The organism is Paenibacillus sp. FSL P2-0322 (assembly GCF_037975315.1).
Classification (GTDB): Bacteria; Bacillota; Bacilli; order Paenibacillales; family Paenibacillaceae; genus Paenibacillus; species Paenibacillus polymyxa_B.
Window position 1 is genome coordinate 5,488,693 of the sequence record NZ_CP150243.1, and the last position, 22,231, is coordinate 5,510,923.

The 22,231-nt window shown below is 40.2% G+C and carries 23 protein-coding genes; all 23 read right to left on the reverse strand.

Annotation, left to right across the window (positions count from 1 at the left end):
• Positions 1–3: 3 nt before the first annotated feature.
• Positions 4–1,092, reverse strand: coding sequence for a hypothetical protein (locus MKY24_RS24265; RefSeq protein ID WP_339201028.1), 1,089 nt, complete (start codon positions 1,090–1,092; stop codon positions 4–6).
• Positions 1,093–1,410: 318 nt separating this feature from the next.
• The gene (locus MKY24_RS24270; protein ID WP_339201030.1) at positions 1,411–3,393 is read right to left on the reverse strand and encodes a methyltransferase domain-containing protein; all 1,983 of its coding nucleotides are present in this window, start codon (positions 3,391–3,393) and stop codon (positions 1,411–1,413) included.
• A gap of 52 nt (positions 3,394–3,445) precedes the next feature.
• Positions 3,446–4,600 (reverse strand): aminotransferase class I/II-fold pyridoxal phosphate-dependent enzyme, encoded by a 1,155-nt coding sequence (locus tag MKY24_RS24275; RefSeq protein ID WP_339201031.1) that lies wholly within the window; start codon positions 4,598–4,600, stop codon positions 3,446–3,448.
• A 19-nt stretch (positions 4,601–4,619) separates the two neighbouring features.
• Complete coding sequence (locus MKY24_RS24280; protein ID WP_053326234.1) at positions 4,620–5,246, reverse strand: acetyltransferase; 627 nt, start codon at positions 5,244–5,246, stop codon at positions 4,620–4,622.
• A gap of 12 nt (positions 5,247–5,258) precedes the next feature.
• Positions 5,259–6,398 (reverse strand): UDP-N-acetylglucosamine 2-epimerase, encoded by a 1,140-nt coding sequence (gene neuC, locus MKY24_RS24285; protein ID WP_053326235.1) that lies wholly within the window; start codon positions 6,396–6,398, stop codon positions 5,259–5,261.
• Entirely contained in the window at positions 6,395–7,423 is a 1,029-nt protein-coding gene (gene neuB, locus MKY24_RS24290) for an N-acetylneuraminate synthase (protein WP_339201033.1), read from the reverse strand. Before neuB ends, neuC begins: the two co-directional genes overlap by 4 nt.
• A 16-nt stretch (positions 7,424–7,439) precedes the next feature.
• On the reverse strand, positions 7,440–8,159 hold the full coding sequence (locus MKY24_RS24295; RefSeq protein WP_339201035.1) for an acylneuraminate cytidylyltransferase family protein: 720 nt from the start codon (positions 8,157–8,159) through the stop codon (positions 7,440–7,442).
• Positions 8,156–9,175 carry a UDP-N-acetylglucosamine 4,6-dehydratase family protein gene (locus MKY24_RS24300; protein ID WP_339201036.1) on the reverse strand — a complete coding sequence of 340 codons (1,020 nt, stop codon included), beginning with the start codon at positions 9,173–9,175 and terminating at the stop codon, positions 8,156–8,158. Before MKY24_RS24300 ends, MKY24_RS24295 begins: the two co-directional genes overlap by 4 nt.
• Before the next feature lie 29 nt (positions 9,176–9,204).
• Positions 9,205–10,941, reverse strand: a complete 1,737-nt coding sequence (locus MKY24_RS24305; RefSeq protein WP_339201038.1) for a 6-hydroxymethylpterin diphosphokinase MptE-like protein — start codon at positions 10,939–10,941, stop codon at positions 9,205–9,207.
• A gap of 200 nt (positions 10,942–11,141) precedes the next feature.
• Positions 11,142–11,486 carry a hypothetical protein gene (locus MKY24_RS24310; RefSeq protein ID WP_339201039.1) on the reverse strand — a complete coding sequence of 115 codons (345 nt, stop codon included), beginning with the start codon at positions 11,484–11,486 and terminating at the stop codon, positions 11,142–11,144.
• Positions 11,486–11,869, reverse strand: a complete 384-nt coding sequence (fliS, locus tag MKY24_RS24315; protein WP_339201040.1) for a flagellar export chaperone FliS — start codon at positions 11,867–11,869, stop codon at positions 11,486–11,488. Before fliS ends, MKY24_RS24310 begins: the two co-directional genes overlap by 1 nt.
• Before the next feature lie 14 nt (positions 11,870–11,883).
• Positions 11,884–13,356, reverse strand: coding sequence for a flagellar filament capping protein FliD (gene fliD, locus MKY24_RS24320; protein WP_339201041.1), 1,473 nt, complete (start codon positions 13,354–13,356; stop codon positions 11,884–11,886).
• 14 nt (positions 13,357–13,370) lie between these two features.
• Positions 13,371–13,754 carry a flagellar protein FlaG gene (locus MKY24_RS24325; protein ID WP_339201042.1) on the reverse strand — a complete coding sequence of 128 codons (384 nt, stop codon included), beginning with the start codon at positions 13,752–13,754 and terminating at the stop codon, positions 13,371–13,373.
• A 170-nt stretch (positions 13,755–13,924) separates the two neighbouring features.
• Complete coding sequence (locus MKY24_RS24330) at positions 13,925–14,698, reverse strand: flagellin (RefSeq protein ID WP_322158809.1); 774 nt, start codon at positions 14,696–14,698, stop codon at positions 13,925–13,927.
• Positions 14,699–15,118: 420 nt separating this feature from the next.
• The gene (gene csrA, locus MKY24_RS24335) at positions 15,119–15,352 is read right to left on the reverse strand and encodes a carbon storage regulator CsrA (protein WP_209940550.1); all 234 of its coding nucleotides are present in this window, start codon (positions 15,350–15,352) and stop codon (positions 15,119–15,121) included.
• The gene (locus tag MKY24_RS24340) at positions 15,352–15,798 is read right to left on the reverse strand and encodes a flagellar assembly protein FliW (RefSeq protein WP_339201047.1); all 447 of its coding nucleotides are present in this window, start codon (positions 15,796–15,798) and stop codon (positions 15,352–15,354) included. The genes csrA and MKY24_RS24340 overlap by 1 nt, the downstream gene beginning before the upstream one ends.
• 84 nt (positions 15,799–15,882) lie before the next feature.
• Positions 15,883–16,791: a flagellar hook-associated protein FlgL gene (gene flgL, locus MKY24_RS24345; protein WP_075154850.1), complete on the reverse strand. Its 909-nt coding sequence runs from the start codon at positions 16,789–16,791 to the stop codon at positions 15,883–15,885.
• Between the two features lie 24 nt (positions 16,792–16,815).
• On the reverse strand, positions 16,816–18,396 hold the full coding sequence (flgK, locus tag MKY24_RS24350; RefSeq protein WP_071558139.1) for a flagellar hook-associated protein FlgK: 1,581 nt from the start codon (positions 18,394–18,396) through the stop codon (positions 16,816–16,818).
• A 15-nt stretch (positions 18,397–18,411) separates the two neighbouring features.
• The gene (locus MKY24_RS24355) at positions 18,412–18,912 is read right to left on the reverse strand and encodes a flagellar protein FlgN (protein ID WP_068938901.1); all 501 of its coding nucleotides are present in this window, start codon (positions 18,910–18,912) and stop codon (positions 18,412–18,414) included.
• Positions 18,913–18,922: 10 nt separating this feature from the next.
• Complete coding sequence (gene flgM / locus MKY24_RS24360; RefSeq protein WP_013312286.1) at positions 18,923–19,198, reverse strand: flagellar biosynthesis anti-sigma factor FlgM; 276 nt, start codon at positions 19,196–19,198, stop codon at positions 18,923–18,925.
• Between the two features lie 196 nt (positions 19,199–19,394).
• Positions 19,395–19,805 carry a TIGR03826 family flagellar region protein gene (locus tag MKY24_RS24365; protein WP_023990675.1) on the reverse strand — a complete coding sequence of 137 codons (411 nt, stop codon included), beginning with the start codon at positions 19,803–19,805 and terminating at the stop codon, positions 19,395–19,397.
• A gap of 745 nt (positions 19,806–20,550) precedes the next feature.
• The gene (locus MKY24_RS24370) at positions 20,551–21,018 is read right to left on the reverse strand and encodes a LysM domain-containing protein (RefSeq protein WP_339201048.1); all 468 of its coding nucleotides are present in this window, start codon (positions 21,016–21,018) and stop codon (positions 20,551–20,553) included.
• Between the two features lie 382 nt (positions 21,019–21,400).
• Positions 21,401–21,745 carry a phosphoribosyltransferase family protein gene (locus MKY24_RS24375; protein ID WP_256703596.1) on the reverse strand — a complete coding sequence of 115 codons (345 nt, stop codon included), beginning with the start codon at positions 21,743–21,745 and terminating at the stop codon, positions 21,401–21,403.
• Positions 21,746–22,231: the final 486 nt, after the last annotated feature.

The window sequence follows — 22,231 nt, forward strand, 5'->3', positions numbered from 1 at the left end:
TACTTAATTATAGTAAACTACCGTTGGCTGGGGCTCAATTCCTTTTGCATAGTAGTAATTCAAGTTACTTACAAAATCAATTACTTTCTTTGTATCCAGATCATACACAAGAATGTCTGGATCTCCAGCCATATCAATAAAATCCAGGCGTCTCGGCGTAGTTCTGCCACTGGTGTCAACAAAAGAGGAACTGTGATACAGTGGATTGCCAGAACTATATGCAGATTCAAAATAGGTAAAAAGCGTATCTGCATTTAGAACAATCAAAACAGCATTATCAGAGCTTGCATAATTTGAGGTATACTTCATAGGCGTAGTGATACTTTTAACCCGAACATCTGATACATTATGACTCCTTGAAGAATAACTGCCACCACTGGAAAAGTTGAATTCTCTTGACCATTCCAAATTCGGGTTTGTCACCGTTGTATTGGCAATTTGGGTCCCATTCACCTTAATATCTCCGTTTGGATACTCAATGACCGTATATAACAAATTGTTAGAGTAGGATGTTAGCTTGGCCGCCTTACCATTAATCGGTGTATCCGCTGGCGAGGCCGCATTCATGTGGATACTATAGCTTTCACCTACCGTTCCTGTGGAGGTAACACGAAGTCCCCAGTCCCCTGCTTTTAAGTCTGTAGCAAACTTCAATTCAGAGGCCTTTCCTCCAAAACCCGTCAAACTTGCTGTCCCCGTGCTCCAATCAATCGAGTACAAGTCAAATCTATAATTGGGATTACTGGATTTGATCTGAGCCAGAATGCTTCTATCCGTAGGTACGTTAAAGAACCAAAAATCTGTTGGATCAGCTGTCGTTAAAGAATCAGTGAAACTCATGAGGTCACCGTTCACATTGAAATTAGACATTAATGTAACCCGATGATTGTTCACTTTAAGAGTCTCGCCATATACAGCCTCAGTCGTGCTAGTAGGTTCCAGCGCTTGAGTCGTATTAAGCGAAAGTGACGTATCAGTATCCTTCGCCGTTGAACTTGATGAGCTGGCCTCAACTGAGGCTGGAGCTATTGACATACTGCTTAAAACTAAAATGGCTAATAAAATTCCAGAAAGGTATTTTCCCCACTTCATAAACATCATCCCTTCTCAGAATATTTAAAATTATTAATAGATTGAAAATAATTCCTATGGATGATGTACTAATTCTATAACATACTTAATTATCCTTTAAACAAACAAAAAATAGACGCACCAAAAAAACATATAGAAAAATATATTTAAACCGTTTGTAAAGACTCTCTGCGAACCAAATTACTAACAGAAAAGACGACCCCTTATTCTATTTAGGGGTCGTCTTTTTATACTTATTTTTACTTTCTCTCACAAAAGTTAATTTCAAGGAGATTCTTTAGTAAGTCGATGCCTAGACGAGCTGAAAGTAGATAAGATTTAATCTTCTTTCATAGCAACGATCTGCATTTGACCTAAATATTCCGATCCTCCAGAAATTTTTAGAATTTTAAATTTATGCATTCTCATAAGTATTCTTAAGGAGATATGATCATATAAAATAACATGTAATGGCGGATCCAGATGTCGCCAGTTGCTTCCAGAATGATAGCTCGCTGTCGAACTAACATTAGGTGTATTGGCAATAAATAGTCCTCCCGTTTTTAGTATACGATTTATATTCTCCATAAAATGATGCGGATTAGGGATATGTTCCAATACATCAAAAGCTGTTACAACATCGAACGACTCATTATCAAATAAATGCTCGTCCAATGAACCCGTTATAACGTTCAATCCATGCTTTTGTCTCCCTATTTGGGCTGCTTTTTCTGATATCTCCACTCCTTTTACATCCCAATAACGAAGTTGAGCCTCTAATACAAAATTACCTGTTGAACACCCCAAATCAAGTAGCTTACCTCTAGGATACTTAGTCTGATCTACATATGTCTCAACCAAATCCATTCTAGCTTCTAATACCGCTAATAGGCCTGGAGTAATTTGTTCCAAATCTGTAGACCAACCCATTTTAGTTCGATGCTCGTTAGAATAGTAGACATTGTTATAAAACCAGTCTAAATAGCCCTCTGTCGGTTGAGGATTCATAAACACTGTGCAGCATTCAGCACAGCGGTGCAGATTTGTCTCAAACCCATCATGACCTTGAATAGAATATAACTGAGAGAAATTAGATCCACTACAAACAGGACATTGTTTCATTAATTCCTTACTTTTATCTGCTTTGTAGGAATTGAGTTCTTTTTCTCTCGCATAATTTAGTTTTGAAGCAGTTACGATCTCGATTACTTCCATAGCTCTTTCCTTATAGGTATGTTTTGTAATAACATGCTCATAAAGTTCTTCCACAAGCTCTATCCTTTCCTTGGGATGGGTTAAGAAGTAATCACCTTTAATAACAAGCTCTTCAAGACTACCAAACGAGATTTCGCTCCATACATTAGGAAATATGAGTTTCATATCATCTTTATAGTCACTTAGAACAAAGGATTTAGAAGCAAAAACATCAAAAATTCTGTTATTAACTGAAGTCTCTAGCTGTATAGAAGAGATATTAAGATTTACCGCATAACTTTGATATAAGGAACTAAGCTCACTATAAGGTACTGACGGATGAAGAATAAGATGGTCACTTGCTATTTCCTTAGAACCATACACATGAATGTCAATTCCACTAATACTATTCAAAACATGCTGACGCAAAACAGCACTTCCACGGGCATGAATCGGCATATAAATATTTCTCCAAAATGCATATGGATGTTTTTCAGATAGATATCGAATCGTTTCAAATTCTTTTAATAAAAAGGCTTCCCTGCATAGATCATAAGTAGGGATATTTATATGTTTTACTTTTTCATTAATAATAAAATTAACGAATCTTTGTTCCAGATTTTCTTCTAAAATCTTATGGTCAACTTTGGCTATATTACCAACGAACGCGATTTCACCTTCTTTAGCCTTAATTTGAGGATTAGGATAAAACTTTAGCGGGTTAGTAGCAAGCATTATTGGATGTACATTCTTAATATTTCGTTCAATGAGCAACTGCAAGCAATATTTATCCCATACAAAATGGTAATAATACGAAGTATGCTCTTGAAATTCTGCTTCTAACCCTTCATCTATTGAAAAAAAAGGATTATCATAATGCAAAGAAACAAGGGGAATACCCATTTGGCGCAAAAGAAATTGTTTTCCATCTTGAAAGATCCCAACACTTCCATATGCAACAGCTATATCAGGCTTAAAATCCTTTATATTTTGAATTTCTGAAAGCCCGAATCCCTCTTCTAATCTAACATACAGTATTTCATGCCCCAATTGTTCAAATGCAACAGCATAATCGTCGGTGACATGAGGAGCAATAACACCGTTTCTCCTGAAAAGTACAATTTTCATGCCTTCTATCTCCCATCTGTATCAACTGGATAATATTATCCAATAAGTATCTTTAAGCTCTGCTACTGATTATTTTTAGTATCTGTTCAATGACAAACTTTTGATCTTCGACAGTCATATTCGTATCCGACGGTAAACAAATTCCATTCAAAAACAATTCTTTACTCACGTCTTTTTCTACATGATGTTTAAAGTAATTTGCCTCTGTAAACAAAGGCTGTATATGCAGTGGTTTCCAAACCGGACGCGATTCAATGTTGAACTTTTCCAGTTCATCAATAATCTCAGTAATGGTTGTCTTAATTTTTTTTGAATCGATCAACATTGTAGTTAACCATCGAGTTGATTCTCCAAATGTTGCTTCTGGCATAAACTCTATACCATCCACAACAGATAAAGCATCATAGTAGTTTTTAAATATTTCTCTCTTTTGAGAAATCCTTTTATCCAAAACCTGTAGTTGCCCACGCCCAATTCCTGCTAAGACGTTACTCAAACGATAGTTATATCCGATCTGACTATGCTGATAATGCTTGGCACGGTCTCTGGCTTGTGTGGCATAAAACCTTGCTTTCTCTAACAGAATTAAATCATCTGAAACCAGCATACCTCCGCCAGAAGTAGTAATAATTTTATTTCCGTTAAATGAAAGAATGCCGAATTTCCCAAGCGTTCCACTCATTTGCTTGCCGTAAGTTGCTCCGAGTGATTCCGCAGCATCTTCTACAATTGGCACCTCGTAATAATCACATATTTTTTTCAACCGATCGTAGTCTGCACTCTGCCCATACAAATTGACTATAACTACAGCTTTAGGTTTCTTTCCCTTATCTGCATAAGTCTTGAATGCTCGCTCTAGTGCCTCAGGGGACATATTCCAGCTGTCTGGTTCCGAATCGATAAAGACAGGAATTGCACCTTGATATAAGATCGGATTAGCACTGGCAACAAAGGTAAGAGAAGAACAAAAAACAATATCATCCTTCTCCACACCAAGCAATATCAAAGACAAGTGAATTGCTGCTGTTCCAGAACTTAGGGCAACTGCGCCTCCACATCCTAAGTAATTTGCCACCTCTGATTCAAAAGCGTCTACATTTTTACCTAGTGGAGCAATCCAATTCGTTTCAAAGGCCTCTGCGATATATTGCTGTTCAAGCCCGCCCATATGCGGTGAAGATAAATAAATTCTATCTCGATTGGACATTTTGTTTCATCCCTTATCCTTATAGGTTTTTTATTACTTTGGCCGGACAACCCACAGCTATAACGTTTTCTGGCAAATCGCGGATGACACAAGAAGCAGCACCAACGATGGTATCGCACCCTACACGAACACCAGGTATAAGACTTGCACCTATTCCGATATGAGCACAGTATCCGATCTGAACTCCACCTGCCATATGTACACCTGGGGAAATATGCACGAAGTCTTCTATTCGGCAATCATGATCTATAGTAGCCGCCGTATTAACAATGACATGCTCTCCAACATACGCATCAGCGTTAATTACAGCATTAGGCATGACAACCGTCCCCTCCCCAATGAATGCGCTGGGTGCGACTACAGCGCTTGGATGAACAGCAGTACCAAATTGGACTGAAGCAACTTTTAATTGACTTACAATCTTCCTTCTGGTTGTATTATCTCCGATTGCCACAACGAACAGCGCCTCTGGATACAGAGATAATAGTTGAGCAATCTGATTACGGCCCCCCAAGATCGGCAATCCGTTCCATGCTTCTTCTTTACAATGGTCATCCAGAATTCCTATGACTTCTTCACCACAGGACCGTAAAATATCCACGATAACCTTGGCATGCCCTCCTGCTCCAAAAACAATATAGCTCAAGGCCGATCCTCCTTAATAGGTAATTGTCTTTTGAATAAGCTGCTCTGACTTGGATGTTCGGTTCAATATATCTACGATGCGAGAGCTGGTGTTATCTCTACTGTAAATATTGTCGGCTGCTTTAACAATTTGTTGGAAAGGCTCAGACATTGCGTACTCTATTGCAGAAGTCAATTCGAGCTCGTCAGCTGAAATATCTATTGTGTTCACAGAACGCTCTCTGCCTGTCTGGCGAGTTCCGATATTAATGACTGGAACATGAAAGGAGGCAGCCTCAATAATCCCCGATGAAGAATTTCCAATTAATATTTTTGCATTTTTCAACATCGTCAGATAATCAAGTTGCTCAAAACTGGTTACAAGGTGCATCCCTTTTCTTGCAGCAAAACGATTATATACATCAACAATCGCATCAGCTCCAGCATCCGAATTAGGCATCACACAAATTACCTCATTCTCCCCAGCCAAGAGAACTTCCATCATCTTACCAAGGATGTGCATATCCGCTTCTTCCGTGGTGACAGGATGATAAGCAAACAGCACATAATCGTTATCTATATTCAGATCGTATTTACGTTTCGTCATCTCTAGCTCAGGCAGGGAAGTGTTCATCATCGTTTCAATTCTCGGAGCTCCGACTACATGAATTCTCCAAGGTTCCTCGCCAAGCCTGATTAGGCGCTCTCTGCTTCCATTTGTAGCCACAAAGTGAATGTGGGCCAACTTGCTAATCGCATGCCGAACAGACTCATCAATCGTGCCGGATACTTCTCCACCATGCAAATGAACAAGCGGAATGTTCATGTGAGAGGATACAATCGCAGCTGCAAGCATTTCTCCCCGATCTCCTAATACAACAACGAAATCTGGTTCCAAAGCTTCTACGGCTTGTGTCATGCCCATGATTGCTATTCCAATAGAGCGAGACATATTAGCATGGGTAGATCCCTGCAGCAGACAGTCTACCTTAGCAGATACACGAAATCCGTCCTTTTGGATAGCGTCCAATGTATACCCATGCTGTGGAGACAAATGCATGCCTGTAACCAACAGGTGGAGCTCCAGAGCATGTTCTTCCTCAAGAGCCCGCAAAACCGGGTAATATATCCCATAATCAGCTCGTGTTCCGGTAATCACCAATACTTTTTTCATTGCACATCATCCCATGATAACAAATAGTCTTCATGTACATCCTTTAAAAGCTGCTTACCAACCAAGTCATCAAAATATTTAGGCTCTATTCCAGTGCCCGGACGCTTGATAACTAGATCTTTTCGAGTTAATTGCTGGCCTGTTTTTTTAGGTGTTGCCATCACAATACTTTTTCTTGCAACGGCTCTGGTGCTTTCCTCGGAAGGCATACATCTTTTAACACCATCCCCTAAAGCCTGCTCCACATTTCGAATCGCAAGAACCATCTTTGAAAAGTCAGCAGGCTCCAGTGAAGCCTTATGGTCAGGACCTGGAAGATTTCGATCCAATGTAAAATGCTTTTCAATAATTCTCGCTCCCAGTGCTGAAGCTGCTACAGCGATCTCAATTCCAGCCGTATGATCTGAGTAACCTGTGACCTTATTAAAAGCTGTAGATATTGTCTTCATGGCCAGCAGATTTACATCTTCCAAAGGTGCCGGATAGTCGGAAGTACAGTGTAGCAATAGTACTTCACTTTTTTTAAATGCTTGTAACGATTCTCCAATTTCATCTAAATTAGCCATCCCGGTCGATAGAATAATCGGACGCCCATAGCTATCAAGCTTCTGAAGAAAGGGGATATTGTTCATATCTCCTGATCCAACCTTGAATGCGTCAATATGAATTGAATTCAGAAACTCAGCACTTTCTTCATCAAAGGGCGTGGAAAGGAAATCTATCCCTTTATCTTCACAGTACCTTTTCAATAGAACAAAATCCTCAAAGCTCAATTCCAGCTGTTTTAGCATATCTAGTTGGCTTTCAGCTGAATTGGTATTTTCCGTCTGGTAATTAGCCTTCTGGGCATATTTGGTTACCAGCTTTTCGCTTTTAAAGGTTTGGAATTTCACCGCATCGGCACCGCATAAAATCGCTTGATCAATACATTCGAATGCAAGCTCCAATGATCCGTTATGGTTAACTCCTACCTCTGCGATAATATAGATAGGGTGGTTTTCATTATTTGATAAGAGGTTTTTCATGTTATATTCCTCACTCCTACTGCAAGGATTCCTTGTGATTGGATTCTCTCCAAAAAAACTCTGCCATTTTTAAATCAAGCTCGTCATCTATATCAATAGATCGTTCTTTAGGCATAATGTAGCCACAATTATTAGGACCAACCAGAGTGTCACTATTCATTAACAGATCTCTTTTTACGATATAGATGGCTCCGTTTAAAGCATGCAGTTCTTTCAGATCTTGTCTCCTCAAATGCTCCCGTTCACCTTTCAGGTAGGGCGTAAGCCGTCCGTTATCCATTTCCCTTAGTAGATAGGGTTGCACTCCAGACAAAGTGACACTTTGAAGTGAATCAGCCTGATGGTCTAAAAATATTTTATATGCTTCTTTAATGTCCATAGCATTTCGCAGTGGAGATGTGGGCTGCAGCAGCATAATAACATCAAAAAATTGATTTTGCGTCTGCTCATAAAATTCAACTGCATGCTTCAATACATCAATGCTTTTGGCCTTATCGGTAGCCAGTTCATCGGGCCTTATAAACGGAACAGCTGCTCCGGCTTGGCCTGATACACGAGCAATCTCTTTACAATCCGTTGAAACTATAACTTCGTCCACACAACCACTATTTAGTGCAGCTTCAATGCTATATTGAATGAGCGGTTTATCATGTAACAATCTTATGTTTTTACCGGGTAAACCTTTTGATCCACCCCGTGCAGGAATAATCGCCAAACATTTGTGATTGCTCATCATACAATACCTTTTGTGAAGCCCAATCCGTTCTGTTCAATAAGCTCCCGAATGGCTTTCGGGAAAATCTGTGGTGCAGTCATCGAAGAATATTCTTGACGAATAGCCTTTTTAAAACCTTCATAATCCTGCTCTGCGGTATGAAATAACGAAGGAATGATATACATCTGTCCATTCTCCAATGCTCTTTCCGATTCCTCAAGCGTCATGAGTTCCTCATATAGCTTCTCACCCGGCCGGATTCCGGTCTCAATGATTTCTCCACGATAGGGTTTACCGACTGCCTCTTCATACGAATCAACCAAGCATTGGGCCAAATCCGTAATTTTGAGAATCGGCATTTTTAGTACAAATACTTCTCCGCCTTGCGAATAGTGCGCCGCATCTATGACCAATTGAGCGGCTTGAGGAATAGACATCATAAACCGAGTCATCTCTGCATGTGTGACCGTCACCGGTACCCCTTTAGCAATCTGGTCACGGAATAAAGGAATAACAGAGCCCCTGGATCCCATAACATTTCCAAAGCGGACACAAGAAAAGATGGTACGTTTGCTCCCTTTATACAAGTTGGCGGCAGAAATTAAACGTTCTGATAGCAGCTTCGTAGCTCCCATCGTATTCGTTGGATTTACCACTTTATCTGTGCTGATGGCTACTACTTTTTCTACATTATGCTCAATAGCCGTCTCAATTAAATTCTGTACACCAATAACATTCGTTTTCACTGCTTCCATAGGGTTATACTCGCATGCAGGCACATGTTTGAGAGCAGCAGCATGAAAAATATAATCCACATCCTCCATAGCATAACTCAGTCTTTGCTTGTCCCTGATATCACCGATCAGATAACGGATATTCGTATATTCTTTTAATTCCTGCTGCAGATCAAACTGCTTGCTCTCATCCCTGCTAAAAATCCGTAAGGCTTTAGGGTTATACGATAAAATATTACGTACAATTTCGCTTCCAATCGAACCTGTGCCGCCCGTAACCAGTACAATCTTGTTGGTAAACATAATGACCTCCGGAGTGTAAAACGATTAATTTATATATCTTTATGGACCACTGCATCGCTATCTGTTTTTTTATCTAAACGGCGAATCGATTCCGAAAACATTTCTTCAAGTATTGGGATTTGTGCTGTGATATCCTGTAGCAGCTTACCCAGATGCTCATAGATTAGATCAGACTTACGAGTCAACTGATGTTCTGTAACAATCACAGGGAGCACCTGATCAAAACGCGCAATTTCGATAGGCATAATGGACTCAAATATAGGTGAGAACCAGTCCCTGTTGGCAATCACCCCCCACATCTGCTCTATGGATTCCACCATACTTTGAGCCTTTGCTGGTTTAGTGCGGCTAAATTCGCGTATTTTTTTCATCAGCTTATGAATTGCTGCAATCTCAGAACGTACATTGGAAAGATCTCCGAGTGTCGCTATCAGCTTATCTCTGACATCCAGCACCTTATTCATATCAACAGCAATATTTATTTTGTTTATCAAATCGGCAATTGCATCATGATCAACAGATTCTGGTGCTAACAATTTATACATCTCTTCCATGGGCTTGAAAGGAGCCCCCTCAATCACTGCACCATTGCGGCTTGAATTGACGAATTCGATTCTTGGAAGTGCCATAATGAGATTTTCGAGTCCATTCTTCATCAAAGAGAAACTCTCGTCTGTAGTGTTGTATGTTCCCTTTACATTCAGTACTTTCTTAGGCGCTTCTTGCACTGTCTTATCAGTAGCTTCGGCTGCAAAATGTTCAATTCCATCTGCGTAAAATTTGTTATCAGGGAACGACAAATCCTGACCTGCAAGTATGATCCGTTTAGCCCCTAAACATGCTGCTGCTTGAATAGCCGTTCCTGCAACCGTTTCTGTGGGGGATATAAATAGTTCCTCTTTACTGAGCCCAAAGAAATACTGAGATACAGCATCACTTTTCATAATACTATGAATTTTCTCTGCGCAGTTCTGATCAGAGATTTCATAATAAGATGAGGAGGTAAACAATAAAGGCTGCTCCCTTGTTACAGAAGAAGCGAAGATTTTCTTATTGACAGGATGCCCATCCATAATGACAGCAAGGTGAGGCTGTATTCCATGCTTTACTAAAGCCTGAATGCTGGAGCCTGCTGAAATAATCAGTACATGAGGACGTAATTTTTTCAGCCATTCGATATCTTCTTGTAAAGATGGACCTGATGATACAACAACTACTGTTGCACCCTCAAAAGCATAAAAAAGTCGCTCAATGGAAGGAGTGTATAACACATCAGAAAGGTGATATAGATAATTCCGAGTCCATTCTTCTCGAAAACGATTCTCTGTATGTTTATCTACCAGGAAGCTCTGACGATATTCCTGAAATTGTTCCTTTACTTCACGCAATAAATTCATATCATCTGATAGATACTTGCGCAGTGCGATAAACCCCAAATCTTCCAGCATATAACTACTTAACATGTGAAACATCATATTGAGCTGAGACTCACCAACAGATAGCCAGTACAAATTAGGATGCCCCAGTAAAAGCCTAAGGTCATAGTCCGTTACTGCCTTCCGAAAGAGCTGCTCATCCGGCTCGTATACAAACAACCAGTGATTTGGGTACAATTCGAGGAGATCAACAATGCTAAGACCTCTTTCAAAACCATATACAAAAATAACTTTCCCGTTTCCAATAGCCCCTTCAACAGCATTTAGCCAAGCGATATCCCTTTCAAAGGACTCAGTAAACAAAGGTATAGATAAGTCATCATTCGGCAAGCTATTGATTTTGGTTGCAACATGAGGAAACCTCTGCTTTAGAATTGTATGGTTTATTTGTAGTTGAGACAAGGTAATACCACCGTTTCGCATTAATATTTGTTAATTAGTATATCGGATTTACTCTTAATGGAATGAACCTTTTCACAAAAATCCCCCCATTCTAAATCGAATAGGGGGTACGCTCCATAAAGCATTTTTTATTTGCGATGATCAATAAACAAACTGTCTACAGAATAAGCTTGCTGGTATGCATGCTGCTGCATACGAATGGCTCCGCGTTTCTCCATCCAGTGACCAGCCTCATCCTTTAGTACATGCATACGCTGCAAAATTACAGAATCGTTACTTAGTATGTCACGAATTTTCTGCTTATCATGTTCCGTTAACGATAATTGATAGGACTGCATCTGTTCTACAATGCGCTGCCTTTGATCTGCAAAGTGTTCAAACTCTTCCTCACTTATATTCAGAAGGTTAGATAACACTGCTTCTGTCCTATGTTGCAGCTCTTCAAGGAGTACTTGCATATTAGGATCTTCCATCACACACTACCAACTACACCAGGCATTTTCGCGGCTTCCAACCAAGCTTCCCGTAGGTCAGTCAAATGTTCCAGCACCTCTTGTGCCGGAGCGGCTATTTTGTGAACATTCGCCTCAATCAGCTCATGCAGCATATATTCATACAATCGCAATAAATCATGGGATATTGGATACTCAAAATTCAACGCAGATATCAACTCGTGTACAATCGCTTGCGCTTTACACAAATTATTATTTGCCTTCTCATTATCCTTATTCTCTATCCCCTCAATTCCCGCACGAAGGAAACGAATAGCCCCATCGTACAACATAATTAGCAGTTTAGGCTTGGAAGCAGTTTGCGCTTGAGTCTGCCGGTATTTCTGATAGGGTGTATTGATCAATTGTAAAACCTCCTTTATGACGACATGCCTGTAAGACTCGAAGATGTACTATTATACTTGCTGATTGCCGTCTCCATCGCAGTGAATTTTTTGTAATAGTTAGTTTCAATCATCGTTAGTCGACTAGTCATGTCACTAATTCGACGGTCCAGGCTCGACAATTGCTCTCCCATTGTGCTCGTAGTAATAAATGAAGCTGTTAGATCCTTACTCACTTTTGAAGTACCAGCTGTATCGGCCATTCTTTGAAGTGAGGTATTCGAAATCTTTTTAAGTTTAGCAAGAATACCGTCTTGCTGTGTATATTTATTAGTTAGCGCCGTGCTTGGATCCTGTTTCCCAAAAAAATTCGAGATAACATCTGGATCTTTTTCTACCGCTGCGCGCAATTTGTCTGCATCTAGAATAAGCTTACCTTTCGTATCATAAGTGCCTGTAGTAATTCCAAGTTCAGACATCATTAAGGGCATATTCTTACCATTTGCATCAACTCTGCCGATGTCTACACCTTGAATCATAGCACTACGCATTTCAGATAATGTATCCTGCAGGATAGGATCGTTTCTAAGCATGCCACTCTTGGCCTTGGTTGTCCAGAGCTTGGCTTCATCATCACTCATAGCGGCTCTTTGTTCCGTCGTAAGCGGGGCGTATTTTTTATATCTCTCCTCACCAACCTTGCCATTGAGTGTAGCGAGAACATCATTATATGCATCGACAAAGCTTTGAATATTTTCGACAATCTTATCGGTATCTTTGGTAGCTTCGATTCTTGTCGCAGCACCACCGGCTGTCTTCAGTGTAATATCAATGCCATTAATGGTAAAATTATTTGATGACTTTTTGACTTCAAGTCCATTTACCTTTAGCACAGCATCCGTTCCGTTTGTTGAAGACAATTTAAATTCACTACTAATTTGAGAATCAATATTGAATGTTTGCGACCCCGTAGTCTTACTAGTTAATGACAAACCAGATTTGGGATCGTACAGGGCAGTTACTCCTGTCTTACTGTTATCATTAATTTTTTTAACAAACGATTCAATGGTTTCGTTTGCATCCACATCAATGGTGTCCCCACCAACCTGAACCGTACGAGCTGCCCCATCGGCAAAGGCAAGCTCTGTGCTTGCCTTTTCAGACCATGAGCTGTCTGAAACAGATCTTGCGGCAGTAGCGAGATTGGTTACCGAGATATCCAATACTCCACTGGCAGACGATGAAGCCGATGCAGTCAACGCGTCACTATTTCCCGATACTGTTACTTTCTGCGGATTCATTGAAGCAGTACGGCTTAATGTCGTCAGTTTATCTTGTAGAAATGAAACAATTTTAGTACTGGACTCACGATAGTTTTCTCGTTTCCATTCCATTAGCTGCTTTTGTTGAGTCAGCTTATCGAGCGGTACACGCTCAGCAGTCATCAGCTTTTTTACTACTGCATCAATATCCATGCCAGAGGCAAGACCGCTTATTCTAGTTACCATAATTGTATATCCCCCTATACTTTTTTATCGATAATGATTCCTGCAATCTCCATCATTCTAGCCGCTATATCCAAAATTTTTTCTGGAGGTACTTCACGAATCAAATCACCCGTTTCCTTGTTCATCACTTTTATCATGATTGCATGCGTCTTCTCATGCACAGATATTTCAAACGTCTTCTGTGGACCTTGTATAGCATCAATTACTTTCTGTAGCTCCAAAACTGCTTCCTCATGTGTCGGTTGCTTCTGACCGGTATCACCTCTATTGGTTGTTCGGACAGCATCTTGTGTAGCAACATAATTTGTTTCGGCATCTGAAAAGGCTTCACGTTTTATTCCTGTTGATGGCTGAACCGGCAACAGATTCCCAGTGCTAGGGGGGATCATCGAATCCATAGAATAACCTCCATTCATAGTTTTAGACACAATAAAACCGTTCTATATTTGAAAAGCTAATACATTATATATCGGTAAATGAGTGCAATTATTTACGAAAAAACTAAAATAAAACAAAAAAAGATCCTGCAAGAAGCAGGATCTTTTTTTGTAACGGCTGTCGTTTAAAATTAACGAAGCAACGACAATACGCCTTGTGGCGCAGAGTTTGCTTGTGACAGCATGGATTGGGAAGCTTGCAGCAAGATGTTGTTTTTGGACAGAGCAACCATTTCTTTTGCCATGTCAGTGTCACGAATACGGGATTCGGAAGCTGTCAGGTTTTCTACAGTTGTGCCCAAGTTGTTGGAAGTATATTCCAGACGGTTTTGCATAGCACCCAAGTTAGCACGTTGCTTAGCAACTTTTTCAATTGCATTTGTTGTTTGAGACAAACTTACACCAGAAGTAAGACCACGGAATCCAGTGGAATCGATACCTTTGATAGTAATTACGAACTTGTCGTCATCAGCTTGGATTTTAACACCTGTTCCGCCGGAAATTGCAATACCGTTGAATTTAGTGTTGGACAGGATTGCGTCAATTTGACCACCCAATTGACCAAGCTCTGCTTTGATGTTGGATTTATCGCCAGCACTGTAAGTATCATTGGATTGTTGAACGCTCAGTTCTTTCATACGAGTCAGCATGGAGGATACTTCGTTCATTGCACCTTCAGCTGTTTGTGCGAAAGAGATACCGTCTTGAACGTTACGTTGTGCTTGTTCCAGACCACGGATTTGACCGCGCATTTTTTCGGAAATAGAGAGACCAGCAGCATCGTCAGCTGCACGGTTGATACGCAGACCTGAAGACAATTTCTCCATATTTTTGCTTGCTGCCGTGTTGTTCAATTGCATGTTACGGTGTGTATTTACTGCAGGTAAGTTGTGATTGATAATCATTTTAAATTTCCTCCCTGAAATGGTTTGATTCCCACGTCCTTGTGGTATAAGCGTCTTCACAGGTCGGCCGCCCTGAAGAATTACCGCTCTAAACTATATATCGACCCTTAAGCTAGAATTGTTTATAGCATTCAAGCTTTTTTTTGAAATATTTTCTTAGAAGTTTACGACTCGGTTATTTCGATTTAAAATCACCATTTTATATAGTGATGACCTTGCCCAAATCCAACCTGTCCTACCTAACTTAAGCCATCAAACAATAACCAGATGGAGATTTTCGGTATTACCGATAAACGCGGTAATACATGATTATATCAATTACTGTTCCAGATAAATAAGCATAAAATCTAGCCAAACAAAGGCCGACACTTTACTCGTGTCGGCCTTTCTCAATGAATGTGCACTACTATCATTGGTGGATCAGGACTTTCTCTTCTCCATCTCCAACATAGCACTTTGAATGGCATTGGAATCCATAACTGCAAATTGATTATTTTGCTGAATAGCCTCAAAGACTTCCTTTCGATAGATATCAATATCCTTAGGAGCAGAAATGCCAATTTTCACAGTATCGCCATCGACGGAAAGAACCGTGACGACAATATCATTCTGAATTACAATGGATTCACCCTTTTTACGTGTTAATACCAGCATTAGGACTCACCGCCTTTGCTGAACTCTATTTCATTCCATAAGGGATGCTTGATAGTATATTTCGTATTCTGCAAAACAATTTGCTTTCCCGTCTGCTGTTCAATGTTAAAAATTAAAGGAGCAAGCAAATTAACTGTTGTTTTGGATTGATCGCTGTTCCATGTGCAGATACATCGTACTGCTATCTGTTCTTGACTGGTAATTCCAATATCCTCTAGGGCATCATCAGATAGTTCAAATTCATAATCTTTAAAGAAATCAAATGGATTTACAGTAATAAAAATGGTAGCAGGCTGCTCTACTGCACTGAAAAGACTAAATAATTCATTATGCTCCTGTAGTTGAAATTCCCGAAGTTGTTCAAATCCTGGTATTCCTTTCGGAAACACATAAAGACTAGTATTTTTATCTTGGTTCTCTTCATCTAATTTCTGTTTTGGGGTCATAAGTAACTCCTCCTATATATAGTAACAAAAAAGCTACGGACCACTCGTCCATAGCTTCAAAATTATAAATGTCAAAGATAAAAATCAGCTCATAAAGTCCATCAGGGATGGCTGCATGATTTTAGCTGATGATTTCAGGGCGGCTTCGTAAATGGTTTGGGCAGATGTAGCTTGAATCATCAGACTAGCAACATCCGCATCTTCCGTTTTAGCTTGAAGTGTCGTCAAATTCAAATTTCGCTCTTCCAAACGGGATTGTATCAGTTCAACCCGATTCGTACGTGCGCCCACTTCAGACAAACTGGTCTGCATTTTAGTAAAGCGGGATTCAATACTTGAAAGTTGGCTCGATATTGCCGTACTATTTCCGCTGCTTAGTGCAGAAGATATAGCATCCATAACCTTAAAAACATTATCAGCATCTGTCGATTTCCCAAAAAAATCGCTACCGGACGTATTTACCCGAAATGCATCTTGGTCTCCAACTGCATAGCTGACCGCGGCTTGATCCGGATTAATCTGATCATAACTTGTTACCGTAGCAGATAGCTGATACGGCATCTGATCATAATTTTGTCCATTAAAAACATACTTCCCACGAAGCTGGCTGTTACCAATATTCATCATTTGTTCTTTTAGCTGATCAACTTCCAGTTTAATCGAATCCAAGCCGGATTGAGGTAGTGTTTCACTTGAAGCCTGTACTGTCAGCTCTTTAAGACGCTTCATTACATCACTGGCTTGTTGCATGGTTGTATCAGTGAAATCTAACCAGCTAACAGCCGCATCTGAGTTTGTCTTGTATTGTTCATTAGAAGCTAACTCAGCTCTGTAACGTAGCGCATAGGTTACCCCTACTGGATCATCTGAAGGCTTATTCAACTTACGACCAGTCGAAATCTGATTCTCCATTTTACCCATATTATTATTATTTCGATTCAGGTTACTGAGCAGTTGCATACTGGTCATCCCTGAAGTCACTCGAATTGGCATGGCTTACTCCACCTTCTCATTATACTAGAGACCTACGCGGCCTGTACCATTAATCAGTTTGTCTAACAGTTGATCAAAAGTTGTCATGAACCGGGAAGCTGCACTGTAAGCATGTTGAAACTTGATCATGTTCGACATTTCTTCATCCAGTGACACCCCGCTGACGGATTGGCGGTTCAAGTCCACTTGCTCAGTCAACAGCTGTGCATTCTGCGATTGTCGCTCTGCTTCCTGAGTTTGGACGCCTAATTGCCCAACAATTGCACTGAAGAAGTCATCTACAGTGGTAGTTTGCGCTTGAGTTGTATTAAAACCAAACTTCACATTTTTTAGGCTCGCCATAGACAATGCCAAAGCATTGTTACCTACAGTTACCTTTTCATTAGCTGTTCCCGTTCCATCTACACGCAAAGAGCTGGCAATTTTATTGGGATCATCTTGAATATCCTTATTCAGCGTAATGTTACCTGCTGTAATAGCAGCTCCATCTTTGGAGGTAAAGAACGCTCCGCCCTTTTGTGGTGTCGTACCACTAAGGGTGTATCCCAACTGATGGAGTCCATTAATCCCTTGTACAGTTACTTTCAAATCCGCGGTCAAGGTTCTGTTGTTATTCGCATTCGAGTAAGTCACTGCTGCATTGTTGACACCTGAATTTAGTACCGTTCCCTCAGGCAGAACTGTACCTGCAGGTAAAGTAATTTCAATGTTACCATTCGCCAGCGTATTAGCTAGCTGATCCATCTGAGTTTTGTAATCTGCTACATATTTATCTCTGGATAAAACCATACCGTACACTTCGCCACCAGTTAACGTTCCACCTTGATATGCAGCCTCAAGGCCAGCCGCCGTAATAGCAGTTACCTCTGTACCCGCTACAGCTATCTGTCCTGCCACCGTTACCTGATAACCGTTATCCAGCTGAGTTACCTGCACATTTGCAAGCTTGGACAACTTATCAACTGCATAATCCCGCTGATCACGCAAGTCATTTGGATTATCCCCAAGTTGTTCCAACTTGTAAATATTACCATTCAGGTCCGCTATAGACTGCAATAACGAATTCATCTCAGATGTTTTTAATGTAACGTTATTAGTCAAATCAGAACTGAGTGCATCCAGTTGCTTGCTAGCCTGGTTCATCGCATCTGTCAGAGCAAGCGTAGTCTCTTTTACAATTTTACGATTCGTGACATCCTGAGGATCTTGGCTCAGATCGGACCATGCATCCCAGAAATTATCCATGACCTTACGTATACCTGTATCCGAAGGCTCATTCATAATGGTCTCAAGCTTGTTCAGTGTGTCATAGCGAATGTCCCATCCACCTTGAGAAGAACTTTCATTACGATACTGATCGTCCAAAAACGTCTGACGGACGCGCTCAATAGCAGTGAATTCAACCCCTGTACCCATTTGACCTCGTACAACGGAACGATTCAAACCGTAGGCTTCCATAGAGTCCGAGGCCTTCATACTAACCACTTGTCTGGAGTAACCCGCTGTGTTGGCATTTGAGATATTGTGTCCGGTTGTATTAAGTGCTGCCGTTTGTGTGTTTAAGCTTCTTTTCGCTGTTTCTATACCATGAAATGTTGAGACCATATTTTCCTCCTTCAATTAGGCGCGTGTATCAAATAGTCCCGCTCGTACAGTAGAGGTACTTTTGTCAGCTGGACGCTGATAAACCGCTTCAGATTCCGCATAATATGACATACTCTCAATAGAAAAATCAATATAGGAAAGCGCCTGTTGTATAAGCTGTTGATTCAACTCATTTAATTTTTTCAATTCTACAAGCGTATCCGCTAGATTTTTTTGAATGTGAAGGAGGCGCTGCTTGTCTTCTACATCAAACACAAGACGAGACAACTCCGTAATATTAAGATTCAACTTGGACTTAATACCACGTTCCTGCAAAAATTCATATGCTGCCTGCAGGCGTCGCTCATCCAGCTGTTCAATGTGTCTGGACATCTTCGATTCCTGGTTCATGACTAGAATGAGCTGATCTACCTTATTTGATATCAGTGCTTCTTTTTTTTGATTTCCTAATGCAATCAACTGCTCGTGAGCCTCTCTAAGCTGCTCCAGCACATCAATCAATCGATCTAAAGGCATATTCCTTCACCTAGCTTTCAGAAGACTGCTTGAAGTAAGGTAACAGCTTCTCTGCAATTTTATCGGCATCCACACGATAAGTACCAGAAGCTACTTGCTGCTTAAGCTCCTGAATTTTCTTAACACGGTCTGCATCACTGCTGCGGTTCAGCATTTCCATTGCTTCCGGAGAAATGGAAACCTCGTCCTTGCGGCGGGATTTCTTTTGTTCCTCTTGACGTCCTGTTTCAATATTGCGCTGATATGGATTAATAGCTCCGATGCGGTTGGTCTCGTTAATTTTCATAACTTCCACCTTCCTTAGTTATTTGATATGGTCAGAATGTATCAGACGACATAGCGTCGAACATGGTTCGTATTATGCCTCACTTCTTTATTTTGTGCATGGTTGCTAAAAATAAAAAAACCGATAAGCTCTATAAAGATTATCGGCGGTATTTGAAACTTTTTGAATAGCTGAATGCGTTTTTAATTCCCCTGTACTACTTTCCACGAAGTTTATCAATCGCGCTGTAGGTACCTGAGCCCATATTATTACTTTGATCCTGATTACTACTTTCGCGTACAGCCTGATGCAGGTCTTTAGTCAGACGTGTTCGACAAGAATCGCACATATGCCCTTCACGAATCGGTATCCCGCATACCTCGCAAGGATACGTCATATTGGGCGCATTAGCAATGGAAATACGTCCCTCACGTATAAATGTCGTGATTTGTTTTACGGATACCTCAGTAGCCTCTGAAAGCTCATGCATATGAATGCCCTTATTTTCACGTATATGTTTGACACAGCGTTCGTATTCAAATTCAATTTCTTTAATACAGTTCTGACAGATTCCCCTGACGTTCTTAATAAACAGCTTTCCACAGCGAGGACAGTTATCCAAATTCATCCTCTGTAGCGCCCCTTTCCAATTTCCGATCTTTAATTACTTTTATCCTTACATTAACTTATAATGAAGAGCCTCGTCTAGCAAATATTTCAAAAAAGATTTTCAGATTTTACACAATTGCACATCTTATAAGCTATCATATAAAAAGTATAAGAGAGAATGATCCATCAGTAAAAGTTTGTCTACATCTATATGCATCAATATGCAATGACATAAAATAAAGAAAGCTCATGGAAGCTAATAGTTCAGCCTATTGCATGTGTTTATTTATCGTCAAACATTGCTCCATACTTTAGATAGAAATAAAATAAGCGCCATTCCAGTTATTTTCGGGAATAGCGCTTCATTATACAATTAAAATAGCTATATATGAATATGAGTAAATGTAGAAATTAAATATCAAGATGAGGGAAAAACCGGGCGAAACAATCCTCAGAAGAATTCATGTTCACCTGTGCCCCGAATGACATCAAGAAAGCCCTGTAAATCCGGGGGAACGGCGCCCATACGAATGCTCCGCACATGGAGTGTGGGTATTCATAAATCTCATGGACCTAACATCATCTCAACTAATAACTCATCTGAAATCAAGCTAGATGCACCAGTGGAAATTTGCAGCCCAAAAAAACAAGCTATTTCACAAATAATTATTCAAAAAAGCATTGTTTTAATAGAGGCCTTCCCGTATACTATAGTCAAACGCTTGGTTTAAAAAACACATTTTATTATACATTTATAATGATAATTATTTATTTGTGTTTGTTTGCGGTACTTGCAGTTCTTGGCCTGCTTTAACCAGGTTGTTGATTTTAACCAGTTCTTCAACGGTTACACCGTATTTTTCAGCAATAGAAGCCAATGTGTCGCCCTCTTGAACATTTACAGTGATTGTATTTACAGTTGCTGGTGTTTCAGTTGTAGTGGTCGCTGGTTTTGTGGTTGTTGCTTGATTGTTGCTCTCAGTAGCTGGTTGAGCTGGTGTTGTAGTTGCTGCATTTTCAGTAGTTTCAGTTCCAAAAAGTTTTGCTTCAAATGCTTTTTGAGCTTCTTCTTGTTGTTTGATGATCAGTTGTTCTTCAGCTTGATCCTTAATTTGGTCAGAGTTCGATTTTGCCATTACTTGACCTGTTGCAAGTGGACTCAACAAAGATACTGCACCTAAACTAACTGCCAACATGCTAGATACTGCTACTTTTTTCATTACGTTTTTCATGATTTTTTCTCTCCTCTTTTTAGCTTTAAATTTTAATTAACTGCTTTACTACTGAGCGAGACACTCCCAATGTCCGCTCTTTAGTCATTAGCTAATCACTTATTACCAATCATGTTAGCTATCAACAGATAGAAATTGTACTCCTCTTTTCCAAAAAAATCAACCTCTAAATTGAAATATTCTGTTTTCATCCCTCACTTCCTTACTTTTTGTTTGTCTCTATATTTTTATTATATACCTCTCTCTAGCTCGTTGTCAAATCCTGCTGATTGTATGGTTTAAATGGCTTCTGCTCTATCATCTAATTCTTCCATTAAGGGAATTATACCCTTTTTTCATAGTTTCAAGCAAAATAATCATGAGAAATACTGGAGATTTGGACTTATGATCTGGCTAAAGTCAGGCAAAAAATAGTCAAATGTATTCCTTGCTCTAATGCCTTTTCTCTCAATACACGTGCACACGCCTGCAATGTGCTCCCCGTTGTATAAATATCATCTACAAGCAAAACGGTAACGGAAAGCTTATCCTTCGTAACACATTGAGATTCAGCTTTTAAAATAAAAGACTTCAGCAAATTTGTCATATTGGGGTGGACAGAAAACGCATTATTCATTGTGTTCATGCGTTCCTTTTTTGATTTAAAGCTTTGTTTGCCTGTATCTTGTGGACGAGCAAGTAATGATAGGAAGGGGAGATTATTCCGCCTAGCGATCTCTTCTGCCAAGATCCGAGCCTGATTGAAGCCTCGCTCTGTCAGCCTCTTCTTACTTACCGGGACACAGGTCACTATATCCACACTCCACAAAGAACGCTTGAAACGAGAATGTTTAAGACTTGCAAACTCATACCTCATCGCCTGATAGGCTCGATTCATGATCTCACCCAGCAGGGAACCATACTTTTCATTCCCGCGATATTTGAACTGTCCAATCCATTCTCTCATCATCGGCGTATAGCTGGTTGCACTCCGATTGCATACAAAGTAACGTACTAATCGGTCAAATTTTACGCAATCCGGGCAAAACGTCGGACGTCCGCAATGAACACAACGAATGTTGTAAACCCAAGGAATTTGAAGCGAACAAGAAGTACATATCCCAGAGAATTCAGAAAAACGTCCTGTGAAAGTGCCGCAAGCGATACATGTTTGGGACTGACGTTGGAATAACCAATTCAAAAATAGACGGGTTCTTGGAATCATCCCCATACC

Excerpts from the sequence above, each read along its gene's own strand:
- MKY24_RS24370 (WP_339201048.1), bottom strand. The coding sequence starts at position 21,018 with ATGAAAAACGTAATGAAAAAAGTAGCAGTATCTAGCATGTTGGCAGTT.
- MKY24_RS24275 (WP_339201031.1), bottom strand. The coding sequence starts at position 4,600 with ATGTCCAATCGAGATAGAATTTATTTATCTTCACCGCATATGGGCGGG.
- flgL (WP_075154850.1), bottom strand. The coding sequence starts at position 16,791 with ATGCCAATTCGAGTGACTTCAGGGATGACCAGTATGCAACTGCTCAGT.
- flgK (WP_071558139.1), bottom strand. The coding sequence starts at position 18,396 with ATGGTCTCAACATTTCATGGTATAGAAACAGCGAAAAGAAGCTTAAAC.
- fliD (WP_339201041.1), bottom strand. The coding sequence starts at position 13,356 with ATGGTAACTAGAATAAGCGGTCTTGCCTCTGGCATGGATATTGATGCA.
- csrA (WP_209940550.1), bottom strand. The coding sequence starts at position 15,352 with ATGCTGGTATTAACACGTAAAAAGGGTGAATCCATTGTAATTCAGAAT.
- neuB (WP_339201033.1), bottom strand. The coding sequence starts at position 7,423 with ATGAAAAACCTCTTATCAAATAATGAAAACCACCCTATCTATATTATC.
- neuC (WP_053326235.1), bottom strand. The coding sequence starts at position 6,398 with ATGAAAAAAGTATTGGTGATTACCGGAACACGAGCTGATTATGGGATA.
- MKY24_RS24265 (WP_339201028.1), bottom strand. The coding sequence starts at position 1,092 with ATGAAGTGGGGAAAATACCTTTCTGGAATTTTATTAGCCATTTTAGTT.
- MKY24_RS24355 (WP_068938901.1), bottom strand. The coding sequence starts at position 18,912 with ATGCCTTTAGATCGATTGATTGATGTGCTGGAGCAGCTTAGAGAGGCT.
- MKY24_RS24340 (WP_339201047.1), bottom strand. The coding sequence starts at position 15,798 with ATGACCCCAAAACAGAAATTAGATGAAGAGAACCAAGATAAAAATACT.
- flgM (WP_013312286.1), bottom strand. The coding sequence starts at position 19,198 with ATGAAAATTAACGAGACCAACCGCATCGGAGCTATTAATCCATATCAG.
- MKY24_RS24300 (WP_339201036.1), bottom strand. The coding sequence starts at position 9,175 with ATGTTTACCAACAAGATTGTACTGGTTACGGGCGGCACAGGTTCGATT.
- MKY24_RS24365 (WP_023990675.1), bottom strand. The coding sequence starts at position 19,805 with ATGAATTTGGATAACTGTCCTCGCTGTGGAAAGCTGTTTATTAAGAAC.
- MKY24_RS24330 (WP_322158809.1), bottom strand. The coding sequence starts at position 14,698 with ATGATTATCAATCACAACTTACCTGCAGTAAATACACACCGTAACATG.
- MKY24_RS24325 (WP_339201042.1), bottom strand. The coding sequence starts at position 13,754 with ATGGATTCGATGATCCCCCCTAGCACTGGGAATCTGTTGCCGGTTCAG.
- MKY24_RS24270 (WP_339201030.1), bottom strand. The coding sequence starts at position 3,393 with ATGAAAATTGTACTTTTCAGGAGAAACGGTGTTATTGCTCCTCATGTC.
- MKY24_RS24310 (WP_339201039.1), bottom strand. The coding sequence starts at position 11,486 with ATGGAAGATCCTAATATGCAAGTACTCCTTGAAGAGCTGCAACATAGG.
- MKY24_RS24295 (WP_339201035.1), bottom strand. The coding sequence starts at position 8,159 with ATGATGAGCAATCACAAATGTTTGGCGATTATTCCTGCACGGGGTGGA.